The following is a 17,380-nucleotide window of genomic DNA, read 5'->3' on the forward strand; positions in this document are numbered from 1 at the left end:
ATTTCACCGCACCGCATTCGGTGCCGCCCCTCATTCGGCAACGGTGAAGATTTCGTGCGCCATCACTCGGACGTTGCTCTGCCCGTGCGTACGCATTCTGGCGAGTAGTTCCACCCACGTCGGCGTCCAGCCGAAGTGATTGCCGCACTGCGCGATCAACGCCAGCGCGGCCAGCGCGGTCGCACTGTCGACATCGGTGGACAGATCCCGCGCGACCGTCGTCATGGTGTCGGCATCGACCATCTGCCCGGTCCGCGCCAGCCGTATGCGCAGCTGCTCGGCGGGGTAGACCACCATCGCACCGCGGGCCAGACCGCACGCCTGCTGAATCGCCCGCACGCTCGACGCCGTATCGGCCCAACGGATCTGGGCGAGCAGCAGATCGATGGCAAACCGCCGCCACTGCGTCTCGCCGGAGAGGCGCTCGGCCACCGCGACCGCCGTCGCCCGCGCCGACTCCGACCGTCCGGCCGCCTGCTCGAGGCTTTCGAGCAGGCTCGAAAGCCGTTGCCGGGCCGGCAGATCACGACCGGGGATGACGATGTCCTCGGCGGCCAGCAGCCGATCCACGGCGGCAGGCACCTCCGCCCGGAAGGCGCCGCCGACCAGCACCCGCGCGGACTGCCGCCACAGCCCGGCCTCACCCAGATCGGCGAGCCTGCGCACCAGCATGTCGCCGGTGTCGGCGGGCGCCCAGCGCTGCCAGGCGCTGAGCACCCGCATCGCCTCGGTGGCCAGCTGGACGTCGGTGCCGCCCGCCATCTCCCGCACCAGCGCGGCCATCCGGCGGCGCTGCGGAATCGGCAGCAGCGTCGGCGTGAGATTCAGCGCCTCGCCGGCCACCGCCGGGTCGAGGGACGCGTCGGTGAGGATCTGCCAGGCCTCGTCGTGGTCGAGCAGCCAGCGACAGGCGAAGACGACCGCGCGTTTGACGTCGCGATGCTGATTCGGCCGGTCCCAGATCGCCCGGATGGTGTCGATCGCCTCCGGTACGTGCAGCGCGGCGAGCAGCCGCACGCCCTCCTTGAGCGAGGTGATCTTCGGCGAATCCAGCAGCGGGGTGAGCGCGGCCGCGAGCCGATCCGGCGCGATGCTCCTGGCCCGGGAGGCGATGCCGCTCACCGCGACTCGCGCCCGGTCCGAATCCACGTAGCGACCGAGCACGCCGATCGCGGCCTCGGCATCGGCACTGCGGCCGAGCGCGGTGAGCGCGGCCTCGGCGACCGTCAGTTCGGCATGCTCGACGTAGCCCACCAGGCGCGCGAAGCTACCCGGCAGGCGGCCCAATCGCCGTACCGCCCAGGTCTTCTCCCACAGCGAGGACTCCTTCGACCGGACCAGCCCGGTGAGCGCCCGCGCGTACAGCTCGATCTGGCGCGGCGTCCAGCCGTCGAAGCCGGCCGAGAACTCCGGCACCAGACGCACTTTCGGCGCGATGAACCGGCCCGGGGTGGCCCCGTTGAGCACCAGGTCGAGCAGATCCGTTCGGCGCGTGGCGATCACGTGCTGCACCCGGGGTAGCGAGATGAGCGAGCGATCCCGGTTCAGCAGGACGGCCAGGTGCTCGTCGCGGGTGATCGGGTTGGCCAGTACCAGATCTACGGCGTTGTGGATCACGGAGTCGTTGCGCGCGCCGCAGGCCCGGAGCAGCAATTGCTGCAAGGCGCCGACCTTCCATGCCCGCTTGTTCAGGCCGTTGGCCAGGCCGAGCGTCAGAGTCCACTCGTCGCGCATCGCGTCGTTGTCCAGTCGCCGGTGCAGCGCCGCGAACAGCCGATGCTCCGCGCCGCGGGGCAGATTGCGGTCCAGATCGCGCAGCGGGATCGAGCTGGCATGCGCCGCAAGGCTTTCGATCAGCCGCAAGGCCGACTCCGTGCAGGCCGGATCGTCGATGCGGGCGCCGTGCACCAGCAGGGTGCGCGCCAGCGTGCCGACCGCGCCGGTGGTCATGGTCGATCGATCGCGGGCTTGCAGTGCGTCGGTCGCCAGGATTTCCAGCGCGGGCAGGTGCGCGGGGTGCAGCAGGCTCGGCGGGATCTCGTTGATCGCCTGTAAAGCGGTGCGCCGCACCGGGTCCTGCTCGTTGCGCAGGCGGCGCAGGGATTCGAACAGCGCGCCAACCACGTCGGGATCGCGGCTGCCGACCGCCGCGACCACCAGCAGCGGATACGCCTCGGACCGCTCGTCGGCGGTCGGCCTGCGGATGCTCTCGTGCAGGACGGGTTCGGCCTCCTCCCAGGAAAGCCGGGCGATCAGCCGCTCCCGGATCTGCCGATCATCGGAGCCGCCATGGCGCGAAAGCAATTCGCGCGCGAGCGTCGCTCGATCGGACCGGGGCAGGCTGTCCAGCGCATCGAGATCGACCAGCGCGGCGTCGACACCGGGGCGGATGAACACCTCCCGCACCAGTTCGGTGCGCCGGCTCGGCGGCAGCGAATGCAGGAATTGCCGCCGGTGATAGCCGGAATACGCGGCGCACACGGCGATCAGCCGATCGTCGGACAGCTCGCGCAACGCGGTGAACACCGCGCGCCCGGCGAGGCAGTTGCCCCGGCCGCTCGGGTGCAGGATCAGTGCGACGACCGCCTCGGGGTCGTGCCGAGTCAGCTTGCCCGCGATCGCGTGCAGGCCGTTGATCTGCAGGTGCGTCACCGCCTGCGCGGCGAGCGCGAGCAGGCGGTCCGGGTCGTGGATCGCGAAGGTGCCTGACCCGGTGGCGATGCGCGGCCACAGCTCGGGCCAGTCCGACTCGCCCGCCTGGGCCGCGAGGTCGGTCAGGTAGGTGAGTACCGCCTCGCCGTGCCTGCGGGCCAACGTCTGCCAGTTCGGTGCCGCGTAGGCGAACTCGGGCAGGTACTCGGTGACCAGTCGCGTCGAGCAATAGGGGAGGATGCGCGCGGCCTCGGCGTCGCCGAACAGTCGTCGTACCTCGGGTAGCAGGGCGTCGGCCAGACCCGGGTCGTGTGCGCGGCGGCCGACCGCGCGATACAGCACCCGCCGCGTCCGGTGCGCCATCCGCGGCAACCGGTCGACCAGCAACCGCGGTTCGACGCCGAGCCGGACCAGCGCGACGACCGCCCGCGAGACGAACTCCTGGCCGGACGAATCCAATTGGCCGACAAGGTGATCGCGCTCGGCGGCGATCGCCGCCAGATGAATCGAGAGGACCCGCTCGTAGCGTCCGCGTCCGGCCAGATCGGTCAGCAGCGCGGTGAGTTCGGCCGTGCCGGCCAACCGCAGCGCGACCGCCGCGATGGCCCGGCGCCGCTGCGGCGCGGACAACGGCTCGATGTCCTTCACTAGCTTCGTCGCCGGTGATGCCATTGTTCGACCGCCAACCTTCCCTCTGAAGCGGAGGAATCCCCCGTGGTCGTTGTGAGGATATGTCGCGCACACCGGGTTTCGCCGGACCGAGATCGAATCGGCGGCCCGTGCGGCAACCCGCCGCGCTCAGGTAGCGGCGGCGCTGCGCGCCTCCCGGCGCTCTCTGCGGCGGCGCAGATAACGGCGGATGCGGGTGGCGAGGAAGGCCACCAGGATCAACCCGGTCACCAGCAGCGCGCCCGCGACGATGGCCGCGAGCAGCGGATGGAAGATGGCCAGGGTGACGATGCCCGCGACCGACACGTCCTCGGCGGTGCTGGTCACGATGTTGGTCACCGGTTCCGGCGAGGTGTTGATCGCCATCCGGGTGCCCGCCTTGACCAGGTGGCTGGCCAGCGCGGTCGCGCCGCCGACTGCGCCCGCCGCCAGCTCGGGCAGCGAACCGTCTTGTCCCGCAAGCAATGCCGCGACGACCGCGCCCGCGGCGGGGCGGACCACGGTGTGCAGCGCGTCCCAGAACGAGTCCAGGTACGGAATCTTGTCCGCGACCGCCTCGATCAGGAACAGCACCGCCGCGGCGATCAGCACGTCGGTGCGCTGCAGGGCGTCCGGCACCGCATCGGACAGGCCGGTGCGGCCGAAGAGGCCGAGCAGCAGCACCACGGCGTAGGCGTTGACGCCGCTCGCCCAGCCCGCGGTGAAGATGAGGGGAAGTGCTGACACGAAGTCATCCTAGGTCGAGACGGGATCGCCCGCCTCGACCGTCGAGAACACGCGGGGTCAGCGCAGGGCGGCGCGGCTGCGCAGGCGGCCGAGCAGGATCAGCGCGACCAGAGTGACCAGGACCAGGAGGGTGGTGCTCGCGGCGGCGTCGAAGACCTCGCCGCGGTCGGTTTCGGCGAAGATGCCGACCGGCAGGGTCTTCCAGGTGGCCGGATAGACCATGATGGTCGCGCCCAGTTCACCCATGGACAGGGCCACGGCGAGACCGGCGGCCGCGCCGAGCGCCGGCAGCAGCAGCGGCAGCGTGACCTGGCAGAGCACGCGGATCGGACTCGCGCCGAGCGATTCGGCGGCCTCGCGGTAGCCGGGGTCGAGGCGGTCGAGCGCGGCGGCGACCGCGCTGAACGCGTAGGCCAGCACGAGCACCGAATGCGCAAGGATGACAATCCATTTGGTGCCGCCGAGCAGCACCGGCCGCTCGTTGAACGCGATCAGCACGCCGAGGCCGATGGCCACCGACGGGACCGCGACCGGCAGGTGGAACACCGCGTCGGTGCAGCGCCGCCACCAGCCCGGCGCCTCGCGAGCGGCCAGCGCCGCCCAGGTGCCGAGGACCAGCGAGACGGCCCCGGCCAGCAGCGCGGTCTGGAGACTGACCGACAGGCTGGCCGCCTGTTCACCGGACAACGCGCGGTCGAAGTTGGCGAAGCCGAGGTCGGAGGGCAACGGGCCGGTCCAGTGACCGGCGAACGCGGCCGCGATGACGGTGGCGATCGGCGCGACGAACACCACGAACACGACCAGCGCGAAGGCGGCGAGCACCAGGCCCCGGCCGCGTTTGGTCCACATCAGCATCGCGTCAGTTCTCCTTCCGGGCCGTGAACCGGGCGAAGATCAGCCGGTACCCGATGTACAGCGTGAGCGAGAGCAGCACCTGCACCGAGGCGAGCACTGCCGCGCCGGGCAGGTCGAAGGTGACGATGCCGCGGGTGTAGATCAGCGCGGGCAGCGTGATAACGCCTTTCGCGCCGGTGAACAGGACGATGCCGAACTCGTTGAGCGTCAACAGCAATACGAGGCTGCCGCCCGCCGCGAGTGCGGGCCACGCTTCTGGCAGCACCACCTGGCGCAGCACTCGCCACGGCGAAGCGCCGAGACTGGCTGCCACGTCGAGCTGTTCGCGCGGGAGTTGGGCGAACGCGGCGAGCAGCGGGCGCACCACGAACGGCGTGAAAAAGGTGATCTCGGCCAGGATTACGCCGAGCGGAGTGCTCAGGAAGTTCAGTACCGGTTCGTTGTTCCCGGTGACGCGGGAGATCAGAGCGTTCACCGCGCCTGCCGTTCCGTAGAGGAACGTGAAGGCCAGCGTGATGAGGAACGACGGCAGCGTCAGCACGGTATCGATGAGCCGGCCGACCACCTGCGAGCCCGGAAACGGCACGAACGCCAGCACGATCGCCAGGAACGTGCCCAGCACCAGGCAGCCCGCGACCGAGCTGACCGCGATGAACACGGTGCGCCACAACGCATCCCGGAACGACTCCGAACCCAGCACCTGCGACCAGACCGAAGTGCCCCGGCCGGTCGGCGTCACCGTCGACTCGGCGAGCACCCGGATAATCGGGTACACCGCGATGAACAGGACCACCAGCATCGGCGGCAGACTCCACACCACCGGCTTCCAGTTACGTTGCCGCCCCGGAAGACTCGACGGCTCGGCCGCAGCAATCGGCTCCAGCACCGCGGGTGCACTCATGCCCGGCCGCCTTCCAGCGCGCCGCATACCCCTTGATCTCCCGCACACCGAATCGCATGCGATTGCGTATGCGGTGAGTCAGCAGGTGTGCGCGAATTCTGGTTGCGCGTCATTGCGGGACCTCGATGGGGGTGGTGCGGCCGACCGCGCGGGGGATCAGGACGCCGGCGGGGTCGGGGAAGCGGACGCCGACGACCGCGCCGATGGCGGTGTCGACCTGGCCGGGGACGTCGGCCGTGACCTCGTCGGCCAAGCCGTCTACCGCCACATTCAGCCGGGTGGACGCGCCGCGCCAGACGGCGGAGATCACCCTGCCGCGCAACGCGTCTCGCTCGGAGGTCGCGCCGATCCGCACGGTATGCGGACGAACGCACAGTAGTGCGGGGGAGTCGAGGACCCAATTCTCCTGGCCGACACCGGGGGTGGGTGCCTCCGCGCGCAGCGTCTGGGTGCCGACCGTGACGAGTGCCGACCCGCCCGACAGTCGATTCACCGTGCAGGGCAGCAGGTTCGCTCCACCCAGGAAGGCGGCGGTGAAGTCGCTGGGCGGTCGCCGCCACAGGTTCTCGGCGGTGTCGATATCGACCAGATGCGCGTCACACATGACCGCGATCCGATCGGCCAGCGCGAGCGCCTCGGATTGATCGTGTGTCACGTACAGCATCGCCGTGTCCGGCAACGCCTTTCGCAACTCCTGCAACTCGCCGAGCATGGACTGGCGCAGCTGCGCGTCCAGCGCGGCGAGCGGCTCGTCGAGCAGCAGCACCTTGGGCCGGATGGCCAGCGCCCTGGCGATCGCCACCCGCTGCTGCTGGCCGCCGGACAGCTCGCGCGGCAGCCGCTTGGCGTACGCGCCCATGCCGACCATGGCCAGCGCCTCGGTCACGCGGGCGTCGATCTCGTTGCGCGGCACCCGATGTGACTTCAGCCCGAAGGCGACATTGCCGTGCACGCTCATGTGCGGGAACAGCGCGTAGGACTGCACGACCACGCCGATCCCGCGCTTGGCGGGGGACAGGTCGGTGACGTCGCGCCCGGCCAGCCGGACCGCGCCCGAGGTCGGCCGGACGAAGCCGGCCAGGGCCTTGAGCGCGGTCGACTTGCCGGAGCCGCTCGGTCCGAGCAGGGCGACGGTCTCGCCCGCGGCGACGCGCAGCGTGAAATCGGCCAGCGCGACAGTGGTTTTGCGGCCGCTGCGGTAGCTGACGCCGACCCGGTCGAACACGATCGCCGGTTCGGCGGCGGCGGTTCTGGGCGGGGCAGAGGTGGATGACTTCGTGAGCGCGTCACCGGTGGACATGTCGACTCCCTAAGTGGTGGACGGCGTTTCAGCTACCGGTGGCCTTCTGGTAGGCGGCCAGGTCGCCGTCCAGGTCGGTGAGCACCTTGTTCCAATCGACCGGCAGCAGCTCGACGCCCTTGAGCGCCGAACTCGGCGACGGCCCCGATCCGGTGGCCGGGGCGTCCCGCAGTTCCGCGCGGGCCGGCACCGCGAACGCGTCCGGGCCCAACGTCTTCTGCGCCTCGGCGGAGAGCAGGAAGGTCATCAGCTTGGTCGCCTCGGACTTGTGCGGTGCGCCCTTGGCCAGGCCCATCACGTAGGGGACCGCGACGGTCGACTTCTTGCCGTCGGCGGTGGCCGGGAAGAAGACGTTGAACTTCGAACCCTTGTCCTTGATGGTGGTCAGGTTCATCTGTACGTCACCGTTGGCGACGGACAGCTCGCCTTTGTCGACCTTGGCCTGCAACTTGCCGGTGGACGAGGACGGCCCGACGTTGTTGGCCTGCAACTTGTTCAGGTAGTCCAGCGCGCCCTGCTTGCCGAGCAGCTTCTGCAGCAGGATCAGCACCGCGGTGCCGTCGCCGGCCTGGCCGGGCGTCGAATACTGCAGCTTGCCTTTGAATTCCGGCTTCAGCAGGTCGTCCCACTTCAACGCGGCGGCGTCGACCGACGGGTTGGCGATGAAGCACAGGTAATTGTTGGCCAGGGTGACGAACTTGCCCTCGGGGTCCTTGTCGGCCGCCGGGACCGCGCTGGTGTCGACGCCGCTGTCCTGCAGCAGCCCACTGGCTTTCGCCTTCTGGATGAACGGCGGCAGCGTGACGACCACGTCGGCCTGCGGGTTGGCCTGCTCCTTGTCGACCCGGTTGACGACCTCGCCGGAGCCCGCCTCGACCAGGTTGACCGCGATCCCGGTCTCCTTCTGGAACGCCGCGAACTGGGTCTGGTACCAGGGGCCGACGCCGTCGGCGGAGTAGACCGTGACGGTCTTGCCGCTGGCGCTCTCGGTCCCGGTGCCGCCGCAGGCCGCGGTCGCCGCGACGGCGGTCGCGGTGGCGACGAGCAGGGTGGTGCGGGCGAGGGTGCGTGCCAGCTGGACCGGCTTGTACGAAGTACGCACGATGACTACAACTTTCGGTTCGTGAGGAGTGTCGGAGTCGAAGGGGCGGATGGACCGTCGGCGGCCGAGGCCGGTCGACGGGGGTCAGTTGTGCTCGGCCAGCACCAATTCGGCGAACTCGACCACGGACGGCACGACATGGGTTGCCCCGGCCGCGCGCAGCTGCGCCTCGTCGTGCGCGCCGGTGAGCGTGCCCGCGACGATCCGGGCGCCCGCGGCCAGGCCGGTGGCGACGTCGCTGGTCGTATCGCCCAGCACCGCAACGCGATCCACGGCGTCGGCGTGCAGGCGCAGCAGCGCGGTGAGCACCAGGTCGGGGTAGGGGCGACCACGACCGGCGTCGGACGGGGCGAGCGTCAGGTCGGCGATGTCCTTCCAGTCCAGCGCGTTCAGCAGGCGGTCCTGGGTGCTGCGGCTGAAGCCGGTGGTGAGCGCGACCTTGACGCCCGCGCCGCGCAGCTTGCCGATGGCTTCGGCGGCACCCGGAATCGGGGTGATGTCGACCTCGTCGATCAACGCCTCGTAGGCGCGTTCGAAGGCCGCGTTCGCGGCCTGGGCGCGGTCCTCGTCGTCGAGCAGCGCGCGGAAGACGGCGATCTTGGACTGGCCCATCGTGTCGAGCACGTACTTGCGCGCCCGTTCACGGTGCGGCCCTTCGGCTTCGATGCCCGCCGCCGTCGCGGCGACGTCGAAGGCGCGCAGGACCAGTCCGCCGTCGGCCACGGTGGTGCCCGCCATGTCCAGCGCGACTAGTTGAATGGTGTTGTTCGACAACGTGATTCCTTAAAGATTCAGCAGGTCGGCGGTTTCCTCGCCGAGCGCGGGGCCAAGGGTCATGCCACGGCCGCCGGGGCCGGTGATCACCCACGTGTGCTCGCCCGCCTGCGCGCGGGTGACGATCGCGGTCGGGTCGAGGCTCTGGCTGTACACGCCGGCCCAGCGCCGAACCACCTGCGGCAGTTTGCGTCCGAGCAGTTCCTCGGTGACCGCGGTGAGGTGTTCGTAGGGGGACTCGTCCACGTCGAACGCGAACGGCTCGTCGTATTCGTGGGTGTCGCCGATGGTGAGCCCGCCGTGCAGGCGCTGCACGCAGAGCAGCTGCATCTTGTGCTCGGCGGCGGTAGCCGATTGGGACTGTTCGCGATTCAGCGTGTCCACCTGCTCGCCCGCGAAGCCGGGGTAGTAGCGGAAGCTGTCGCCGTCGGCGATGGCGGTGGCGAGCGGTTCGCCGAGCGGGGCGGTCTGCATCATCTGCAACCGGACCCGGCGCACCGGGAGGTGCTCGACCAGCTCGCGGGTCAGGCCGCCGTGCGCCGCGCCGGGGCAGGCCAGCGCCAGGTCGGCGTCGAAGCGGCGGCCCTGATCGTCGAGTACGGTCGCGCCCGTGCCGGTGTCGGTGACCGACCTGGCCTCGGTGCTCGCGTGGAAGGTGTAGCGGCCGGTGGCGGCCATATAGGCGCGCAACGCGGGCAGCGCCTGCCGCGACTCGACCGCGGCGTCCGTCGAACAGTGCAGTCCGGCAAAGAATTTCCCGCGCAGTGCGGGGTTGAGCGCGCGCACCTGTTCCGGCTCGAGCAGCTCGAATCCGCGCGCCTCGGCCGACGGACCGGACGCGGCGGCCTCGGCGACGGCCAGCTCGACCGGGGTGCGGACCAGCGTGATCGATCCGGCCGGCCGGAATCCGACGCCGGGAACCTGGCCGCCGATCTCCTCCCACAGCTCCCGGGAGCGCAGCGTCAGCTCCAGTTCGGCGGCGGAGCGCCCGGAGACCCACACCAGGCCGAAGTTGCGTACCGTGGCGCCGCGGGCCTCGGTCTCCCGCTCCAACTGCACGACCTCGTGCCCGCGGCGAACCGCGGCCAAGGCGTGGGCGGTGCCGAGGATTCCACCTCCGATGATGACCAATCGCATGGCACCCATGGTGCACATTGGTCTAGACCAACGGGTGTTTCCTGCGCAAACGCCAGGTTAACAATTGGTATAGACCAATTGTGGGTATGCTGTGCCACATGAAAGCAACGGAGGTGGACGGAGTCGGCGCCGCGGTGGCGCCCGGCGAGATGCCCGGCGGGCGAGCCGAATTCGCGCTGCCCGACCGGCTGCCGAAGTCGTATCGCGTGCGCACCGAGTTGGAGACCATCCTCGACGATCTGGCCGAGGGCGATCCGGTGCCGTCGGAGCGTGATCTGGCGGTCCGGTTCGAGGTGGCGCGCGAGACCGTCCGGCAGGCGCTGCGAGACCTGTTGGTGGAAGGCCGAATTCGCCGGCAAGGCCGCGGCACCGTGGTCTCTCGCCCGAAAATGGTGCAGCCGCTGTCGCTTCGCTCCTACACCGAGGGCGCGATCAGCTACGGCCGCGTCCCCGGCCGCCTGCTGGTCAGCTGGGACGACGTCCCCGCCGACGCCGACACCGCCCGCGATCTCGCTGTCCCCGTGGGCACTTCGGTCATGCACCTGGAACGAGTGCTGCTCGCCGACGGTGAACGCATCGGCCTGGAAAGCACCTTCCTCCCGCTGCACCGCTTCGCGGACTTGCGCAGTACCTACGACCCGACCACCTCGCTGTACGCCGCGGTCCGCGGCTCCGGCGTGATCTTCGGCCGCGCCACCGAGCGCATCGAGACCGTCCTCGCCTCCCCGCGCGAGGCCGCCCTCCTCGAATGCACCACGGCCCTACCGCTTTTGCTCCTGCACCGCCGCAGCCTCGACGCCGACGGCGATCCGATCGAACGCGTCCGCGGCCTCTACCGCGGCGACCGGATCGCCTTCGAAGCCCACCTCACCAAATAGCTCAGGCCGGGAGCAGTCGGCCCATCGAGTGGATTTCGTTCACGTCGGCACTGGTGATGAAGGACCAGGGGGCGGTGAAGAAGCCGTTTTTGCCCCAATTCGGGCCCCAGGAATTCTCGACCGTCACGCCTTTCGCGTCGTAGGCGACGATGGTGACCTCGTGGCCGCCCAGGATTTTCTCGCGGGGCGAGGGGTTGTAATTGTCGTTGGTGCTGTCCAGGTCTTCGAAGCTTTCCTGGCGTCGAAGCCGAAGGGGACCGGCAGGCCGGAGGCGATCGCCTTCTTGATGTTGGTGACGATATCGCCCTTGGTGAGATCCAGTGCGCCGGACAGTTTGTAATGAGTGGCGTTCGCGCGTTCCTTGGCGTCGGGCTGGGTGGTGTAGTCGAAATCGCCCTGCCAGTAGTCGGCTTTGGTGTCGATGCCCTGCTGCTGTTCCAGCGGCAGCGCGACTCCGGCGTAGGTGCCTTGATCGTTGCCCTGCGCGATCTGCGCGTAGATGAACATGGGCGCCATCGGATCGCCGGCGATCTGCTGCTCGTTCATCAGTACCCCGTACCCGGTGTATCCGGTCGCCCAGGTGACGCACGAGCCGACCGGGCCCTGATCGCCCGCGGGTAATGCGTACTGGCGCAACGAATATGCGGCGGGTGGCGCACCGATCGCGCCCAGCTGAACCGGCAGCGCCGACCCGACGGTGGTGTCGCGGCCGAGGCTGTCGTGCGCGGCCGCGCGGTCGAGGCCGAAGGCGTGGTGCTTGATCTGCGGAGCGGGTTCGTCCGGGGCGGCGTGCGCGGTGACCGACACCGCGAGGCTGATTCCCAGGGCGGATACGAAAGCGGTGGACAAGCGCGAATAGTGCAAGGTTCCTCCTGCTGAGCCCCCATGGTCAATCACTTCCGGATGGAATGATCGGTGAACTGAACAGGGAGTGTTCCACGGCATTTCGGCGGCGACAATATAAAAGTCACGATGATTCATTTAAGTCATGGTTAACGGCGATGTCTCGCAAGTAAATTCGCCCAAGTCGCCCATCCCTCCGGTGATTCGGCGCGACCTTATTGCGGCCGGCTGCGCGGATATGTAGCGTGCCATGGTATTTCCGCTCGGAAGGATGAGGCATGGCGCGAAAATGGAAGCTGTTCGGCGGCCCCGTCGCGATGTTGCTCGCCTTGGCGCTGCACGGATCCGCGGTCGCCGACCCGGGCCCGGTCGAGGGGAATGCGGGCGGGCGTTCCTATGGATTGACGGTGACGCCGAATCTGCCTCGGGTGCCGGAACCGCGCGTCGCTGTTTTCGGCGCGCAGACCCTGCCGTATCTCCAGCAGGCCCAGATCGCCGATCAGTGGTGCTGGGCGGCCGACGGCTCATCGATCGCCACCTACCTGCACCGGCCGATCAGCCAGAATCAATACTGCGCACTGGTACACGGCGTCAGCGCCGAGGGCGCCTGCCCCGACGAGGAGGCATCGCTCGAGCAGATCGCCTCGGCATTTCGAGGGATCGGGTTCGACGCGGCCGTCGGCGCGCCCTTGTCGATGACCAAGGTCGTCGACGAGATCTCGGCCGATCGGCCGATCCTCACCGGTATCGCGTGGGCGTCCGGGGGCGGGCACGCGCAGGTGATCTACGGGTTCGACGTGGATGCGGGCACCGTCACCTACGGGGACCCGTGGCCGTCGTCGCGGCGCAGTGTCACGCAGTCGATCGACTCCTACACCCGGAATTCGGACTGGACATGGTTCGGCGAGGATTACGGCATCGCGCCTCGATGAGCGGGTCGGTGCTGCGTTTCCTGGTCGGGCTGTCGGCTGTCGGGGTCCTGGCGGGGTGTGCGGATGATGCCGCACCCACGCCGGCGTGGGAGCGCGAGCCGGACAGCGGTGTCGTCGACAGTGCGATCGATACTCCGGCGGCGCAGCGCCTCGTGGGGTCGTTCCTTCGATCGTCGGGTGCGTCGAATGATGCTGGCGCCGTGAAGTTTCGGCGAGACGGCGCTCCGGTCACGGTGTACGCGACCGATCCGTCATTCCGTGACGATCCCGGACGCACCCTCGAGCGCGCCGGGATCGAGTCCTATCTCGCGGTGCCGGTTCGCGTCACCGGGCGCGATGCCGCCGATACGTTGCAGTTGACGCCATCGCCCGCGTATCTCCCGCAGGCCATGGCAACCGGGGTGGAAGAGACGAGTCAACCGCGCGCCGCCGACGCGCGACTGCTGCTCGACTATCCGACCCATACCTGGTTCGCGTGGACGCGAACCAGGGTCACCGTCATTTCCTCGGGCACGACCCCGGCCTTGGCGGGCAAGGCATTCGACGGCCCGGAGTTCCACGCCTGGCTCCGAATGCGTTGACCCGCCCCGGGTTTCGGCTCAGCCGACCTGCGGGGCAACCTTCGCGCCGAGCAGTTCGATGTTGTGCAGGACCTTTTCGTGCGGCAGCGTGCCGACGCTGGTGTGCAGCATGAAGCGGTCCAGGCCGAGGGTGTCGCGGATGTCGGCGATCTTCTCGGCGACATAGTCGGGATTGCCGACGAACAGCGAACCTTCCTTCGAACAGAGGCCGTCGAACTGGGCGCGAGTCATCGGGCCCCAGCCGCGTTCGCGGCCGATGACGCTCATGGCTCGGGCGTACGGCTCGTAGAAGTCGGCGACGGCTTGTTCTTCGGTGTCGGCGATGTAACCGTGCGCGTGCACGGCCACCGGCTGCTTCTCGTGGCCGCCCTCGGCGAGGGCGCGGTGGTACAGATCGACCAGCGGCTTGAACCGGGCCGGCTGTCCGCCGATGATCGCGATGGCCAGCGGGAGGCCGAGAAGTCCGGCGCGAACGACGGATTCGGGGGAGCCGCCGACCGCGATCCACACCGGCAGCGGACGGTTGTCGGTGCGCGGGTAGACGGTGGCCTCGCGCAGCGGTGCGCGGAACTTGCCGTTCCAGGTGACCGGCTTGTCCTCGCGGATGTGCAACAGCAGGGCCAGCTTCTCCTCGAACAGCTCGTCGTAGTCGCTGAGGTCGTAGCCGAACAGCGGGAACGATTCCGTGAACGACCCACGCCCGGCCATCAGCTCCGCGCGACCGTTGGACAGTCCGTCCAACGTGGAGAAATCCTGGTACACCCGTACCGGATCATCCGAGCTGAGCACGGTAACCGCACTGGTCAGCTGAATCTTCTCGGTCCGCGCCGCGATCGCCGCCAGCACGACGGCCGGCGAAGAAGCAGCAAAATCCTTGCGATGATGTTCGCCGACGCCGTAGACGGCAAGTCCGGCCTGCTCGGTGGCCACAGCTTCCTCGACCACCTCGCGCAACCGCTCGGCCGCACTAGGCGCGGGTCGATCCCCGGCCGGATACAGCTCGGCGAACGTCGTGAGTCCCAATTCCACGGTCGAGCCTCTTCCTTCAGTAGTGTCTACGTCAACCAATAGCGTAAACGGACCACGGTCCGCAGGTATTCCACGCAGGTCGAGCGGGCCGACCGATGCCGGTCACGGTGATGGCGCGTCGTGCTCCAGCGTGCTGAGGTACTCGGCTGCGGGTTCCGCCTCGGGAACCCCGAGGCGCTGGTAGATCTCGACGGCTTCGCGTAGGTCGGTCACGGCGGCGCTGTGCTCGCCGAGGCCTGTCCGGCAGCGGGCGAGCCCCTCCAACGCACGGGCCTGTTCGAACGAGTTGCCGGTGCCGCGGGCAAATCCGAGCGCATCGGTGAAGACGTCCAGCGCATTGCGCAGCTCGCCGGTGTCGATCAGCAGCTGCCCGATCTCGTTGAACGCGATGGCTTCCCAAAAGCCGCTACCCAACTCACGGAGGATGGCGACCGCTCGCTGGAACAAGGCGGATGCCGCGGTGTAGTCCCCGGTCCGCCGGTGCACGATGCCGAGGTTGCCGAGCGCGTGGGCCTCGCCGAGGCGGTTGCCGATCTCATGGAGGATGGCTCGCGCCTGCTCGGACGCGGCAATGGCCTCGGCGAAGTTCCCGGTGCGTTGGTGCACGACACCGAGATTCGTCAAGGTTGTGGCTTCGCCGAAGCGGTTGCCGAGGTCGCGATAGATGACCAGCGCCTGCCCGCACAGGGTGACTGCCTCGGCGTAGTCCCCGTTGCGCTGGCAGTGGAAGCCGAGATTCATCAACGTGGTCGCCTCGCCGAAGCGATAGCCGACGTCGCGGTAGAGGGTCAGCGCTTGGCGCAGTTCGGCGGTCGCGGCATCGCCGCCGATCCACTGACGCAGCGCGCCGAGGTAGACCAGGGCGTTCGCCTCGCCGAGGCGGTCACCGAGGTCGCGGTAGATGCCGAGCGCTTGGTGCAGTTCGGCGGTTCCGGCGTCGTCGCCGACCCATTGCCGCAGTGCGCCGCAGTAGGTGAGGGCGTTCGCCTCGCCGAGGCGGTTGCCGAGGTCGCGGTAGCCGTCGAGCGCCTGTTGGTACAGGTCGATCGCCTCGGCATGGCGTTCGGTCAGCGCGTGCGTCCGACCCAGGTCGGTCAGCGCGTTCGCGTCACCGATCCGGTCGCCGAGCTGTCGGGCAGTGACCTGCGCCTGCCGGTGCAGCGTCTGCGCCTGCGGCCACGGACCGTCGTATTCCAGCAACCCCGCGAGTGCGCCGGTCAGGTCGGCGACTCGCGAGATCTGGTGCGCGGCCGCGTAATCGAGGCAGTTCAGCAGATTGACGCGCTCGCTGCGCAGCCAGGACAGCGCCTGCACCTCGGCACCGAAATCCCGGATCACGACGCCCGCGGCCACCGCGGCCGCGGCCGACCTGGCCGGGCGGGTGGAATGGGCCAGCCGCCGGTCCGCGTTGACGGCTGTGTGCTGGTAGTAGTCCAGTAGCCGATCCAGCGCTCGGCCGTTGTCGTCGGACGGGTCCGCGGCGGCGAGCACCCGGGCGTATTCACGCAGCAGATCGTGTAACCGGTACCGGCCGGGCATTGTCTCGTCGATGAGATGGTCTACGTAGAGAGCATCCAGCTCCCGCCGCGCTTCTGTGGTGCGGAGACCGGCCAGGGCCGCGGTGGCGGCGATATCGATGTCGATGCCGGGGTGCAGGCCGAGGCACCGGAACAACCGCTGCCGCACGGGCGGCAGGTGCTGGTAGGACATCGTGAACGCCGCGTACACGGCGCGGTCACCGGCGTCGAGTTCGGTGAGCCGATCGCTGGTCGCGGCGAACCCGTCGGCCAGGGCCGGGATGGTCCAGGCCGGGTGGTGGGCCAGCCGCCCCGCCAGCAGCGCGATCGCCAACGGCAAGAAGCCGCACAACTCCACGATCCGCGCGACCGCGCGCTGATCGGCGCCGGTCATGGCCGGACGGTGGGCGAGGACACAGAACAGTTCGACGGCCAGAGCGTGGTCGAGGACATCCAACGCCAATGGCTTCGCCGCATCGAGGGCGATCAAGCGCCGGCGGCTGGTGACCAACGTCAGGCAGTCCGGGCCTGCGGGCAGCAGCGGTTCGATCTGGGCATGATCGCGAGCATCGTCGAGCACCAGCAGTACTCGTTTACCCGTGAGCCGATCACGCCATTGATCGCGGCGGCCATCGAGACTGTCCGGAATATTGCGCGGATCGATACCCAGACCGATCAGCAACCTGCCCAGCACATCTGCGGGATCGGCTGGGCTGTGCCCGGGCGTGTGGGTGTGCAGATCGATGAAATAGCGGCCATCCGGAAACTTCGGCGCCAGTACATGGGCGGCTCGCGTGACCAACGCGGTCTTGCCGACCCCGGCCATGCCGTCGACGGTGTGGACCGACACCGCTCCCACTGCGTCCAGGATGCGTTGCAGCTCGTCCTCACGGTCGATGAAGACCCCGACATCACGGCGCAACGCGGTGGTCACCACCGGTCGCGGTGGTGGCGGCGCGTGCACGGACGCGTCGATCGTGCCGGTGTTGTCGCCGGCCACGTTGACCTGCCGAGCCTGATCGCGAGCGTCGAACTCCGGCACGGGCGCTACCCGAGGTTGATCGTGCCGCTGTTGTCGCCGTGAATGTTGACCTGCTTGGCGTCGTCGAAGGCTTGGGCCACGAACACCTCCGCCGTCCGATCCTGCCGGGCCGCGGTCACCAGCCGCTCCACCTCCCCGGCAAAGCCTGGATCGTGCCGTGCCACCGCGGAGATACGGTCGGCAACCACCGATCGGGCCTGCGCGGTTTCGACCGAAGTGGTCAGCGCAGTGTGGGTTTCGGGCTCGTCGCGGAACCTGGAGGTGACGAGTTCACGGAGCCGTCCGACCGCCCGCCAGGCGCTCCCGCCTGCGTCCCTCGCCAGCTCTTCGCCGAACTTCGACGCCAGCAACGCCGCAGCCGCAATCCCGAGCGAAACCGGATCCATACCCCACCTCAGTTCTAGGACCGACGACACCAAGGGTAGGTCTCGCGCCGGGACGA

The 17,380-nt window shown here is 69.1% G+C and carries 16 protein-coding genes; 3 read left to right on the forward strand and 13 right to left on the reverse strand.

Features of this window, described 5'->3' with window-relative positions; all coding sequences use genetic code 11:
- Positions 1-30: 30 nt before the first annotated feature.
- From AB0M22_RS03945 to AB0M22_RS03980, 8 genes are all read right to left on the reverse strand, one after another.
- Complete coding sequence (locus tag AB0M22_RS03945) at positions 31-3,324, reverse strand: hypothetical protein (protein WP_364720706.1); 3,294 nt, start codon at positions 3,322-3,324, stop codon at positions 31-33.
- 126 nt (positions 3,325-3,450) lie between these two features.
- Positions 3,451-4,047, reverse strand: coding sequence for a DUF4126 domain-containing protein (locus AB0M22_RS03950; protein WP_364720709.1), 597 nt, complete (start codon positions 4,045-4,047; stop codon positions 3,451-3,453).
- A gap of 57 nt (positions 4,048-4,104) precedes the next feature.
- Complete coding sequence (locus AB0M22_RS03955; RefSeq protein ID WP_364720712.1) at positions 4,105-4,902, reverse strand: ABC transporter permease subunit; 798 nt, start codon at positions 4,900-4,902, stop codon at positions 4,105-4,107.
- Positions 4,903-4,906: 4 nt separating this feature from the next.
- Entirely contained in the window at positions 4,907-5,803 is an 897-nt protein-coding gene (locus AB0M22_RS03960) for a 2-aminoethylphosphonate ABC transporter permease subunit (protein ID WP_364720715.1), read from the reverse strand.
- 109 nt (positions 5,804-5,912) lie between these two features.
- Positions 5,913-7,103 carry an ABC transporter ATP-binding protein gene (locus tag AB0M22_RS03965; RefSeq protein WP_364720718.1) on the reverse strand — a complete coding sequence of 397 codons (1,191 nt, stop codon included), beginning with the start codon at positions 7,101-7,103 and terminating at the stop codon, positions 5,913-5,915.
- Positions 7,104-7,131: 28 nt separating this feature from the next.
- Positions 7,132-8,151 carry a 2-aminoethylphosphonate ABC transporter substrate-binding protein gene (locus tag AB0M22_RS03970; RefSeq protein WP_364721650.1) on the reverse strand — a complete coding sequence of 340 codons (1,020 nt, stop codon included), beginning with the start codon at positions 8,149-8,151 and terminating at the stop codon, positions 7,132-7,134.
- A gap of 138 nt (positions 8,152-8,289) precedes the next feature.
- Positions 8,290-8,979 carry a phosphonatase-like hydrolase gene (locus AB0M22_RS03975; protein WP_364720721.1) on the reverse strand — a complete coding sequence of 230 codons (690 nt, stop codon included), beginning with the start codon at positions 8,977-8,979 and terminating at the stop codon, positions 8,290-8,292.
- 9 nt (positions 8,980-8,988) lie between these two features.
- On the reverse strand, positions 8,989-10,116 hold the full coding sequence (locus tag AB0M22_RS03980) for a TIGR03364 family FAD-dependent oxidoreductase (RefSeq protein ID WP_364720724.1): 1,128 nt from the start codon (positions 10,114-10,116) through the stop codon (positions 8,989-8,991).
- A 149-nt stretch (positions 10,117-10,265) separates the two neighbouring features.
- Here AB0M22_RS03980 and AB0M22_RS03985 point away from each other — a divergent pair, with 149 nt between their 5' ends.
- Positions 10,266-10,994, forward strand: a complete 729-nt coding sequence (locus tag AB0M22_RS03985; protein ID WP_364721652.1) for a GntR family transcriptional regulator — start codon at positions 10,266-10,268, stop codon at positions 10,992-10,994.
- Position 10,995: 1 nt separating this feature from the next.
- Here the strand turns inward: AB0M22_RS03985 and AB0M22_RS03990 are convergent, their stop codons facing one another.
- Positions 10,996-11,121, reverse strand: a complete 126-nt coding sequence (locus tag AB0M22_RS03990; protein WP_364720727.1) for a hypothetical protein — start codon at positions 11,119-11,121, stop codon at positions 10,996-10,998.
- The gene (locus tag AB0M22_RS03995) at positions 11,118-11,843 is read right to left on the reverse strand and encodes a hypothetical protein (protein WP_364720729.1); all 726 of its coding nucleotides are present in this window, start codon (positions 11,841-11,843) and stop codon (positions 11,118-11,120) included. Before AB0M22_RS03995 ends, AB0M22_RS03990 begins: the two co-directional genes overlap by 4 nt.
- 272 nt (positions 11,844-12,115) lie before the next feature.
- Between AB0M22_RS03995 and AB0M22_RS04000 the strand changes: the two genes are divergently transcribed.
- Positions 12,116-12,769 (forward strand): papain-like cysteine protease family protein, encoded by a 654-nt coding sequence (locus tag AB0M22_RS04000; RefSeq protein WP_364720731.1) that lies wholly within the window; start codon positions 12,116-12,118, stop codon positions 12,767-12,769.
- Between the two features lie 200 nt (positions 12,770-12,969).
- A complete protein-coding gene (locus AB0M22_RS04005) occupies positions 12,970-13,350 on the forward strand; it encodes a hypothetical protein (RefSeq protein ID WP_364720733.1) in 381 nt (126 codons plus the stop codon).
- Positions 13,351-13,368: 18 nt separating this feature from the next.
- On the opposite strand, the gene AB0M22_RS04010 is transcribed toward AB0M22_RS04005, so the two are convergent.
- From AB0M22_RS04010 to AB0M22_RS04020, 3 genes are all read right to left on the reverse strand, one after another.
- On the reverse strand, positions 13,369-14,379 hold the full coding sequence (locus AB0M22_RS04010; protein ID WP_364720736.1) for an LLM class flavin-dependent oxidoreductase: 1,011 nt from the start codon (positions 14,377-14,379) through the stop codon (positions 13,369-13,371).
- A gap of 102 nt (positions 14,380-14,481) precedes the next feature.
- Positions 14,482-16,938 (reverse strand): tetratricopeptide repeat protein, encoded by a 2,457-nt coding sequence (locus tag AB0M22_RS04015; protein WP_364720738.1) that lies wholly within the window; start codon positions 16,936-16,938, stop codon positions 14,482-14,484.
- Between the two features lie 5 nt (positions 16,939-16,943).
- On the reverse strand, positions 16,944-17,324 hold the full coding sequence (locus AB0M22_RS04020; protein ID WP_364720740.1) for a hypothetical protein: 381 nt from the start codon (positions 17,322-17,324) through the stop codon (positions 16,944-16,946).
- Positions 17,325-17,380: the final 56 nt, after the last annotated feature.

The organism is Nocardia sp. NPDC051756, assembly GCF_040681495.1.
In the GTDB taxonomy this organism is placed as follows: Bacteria; Actinomycetota; Actinomycetes; order Mycobacteriales; family Mycobacteriaceae; genus Nocardia.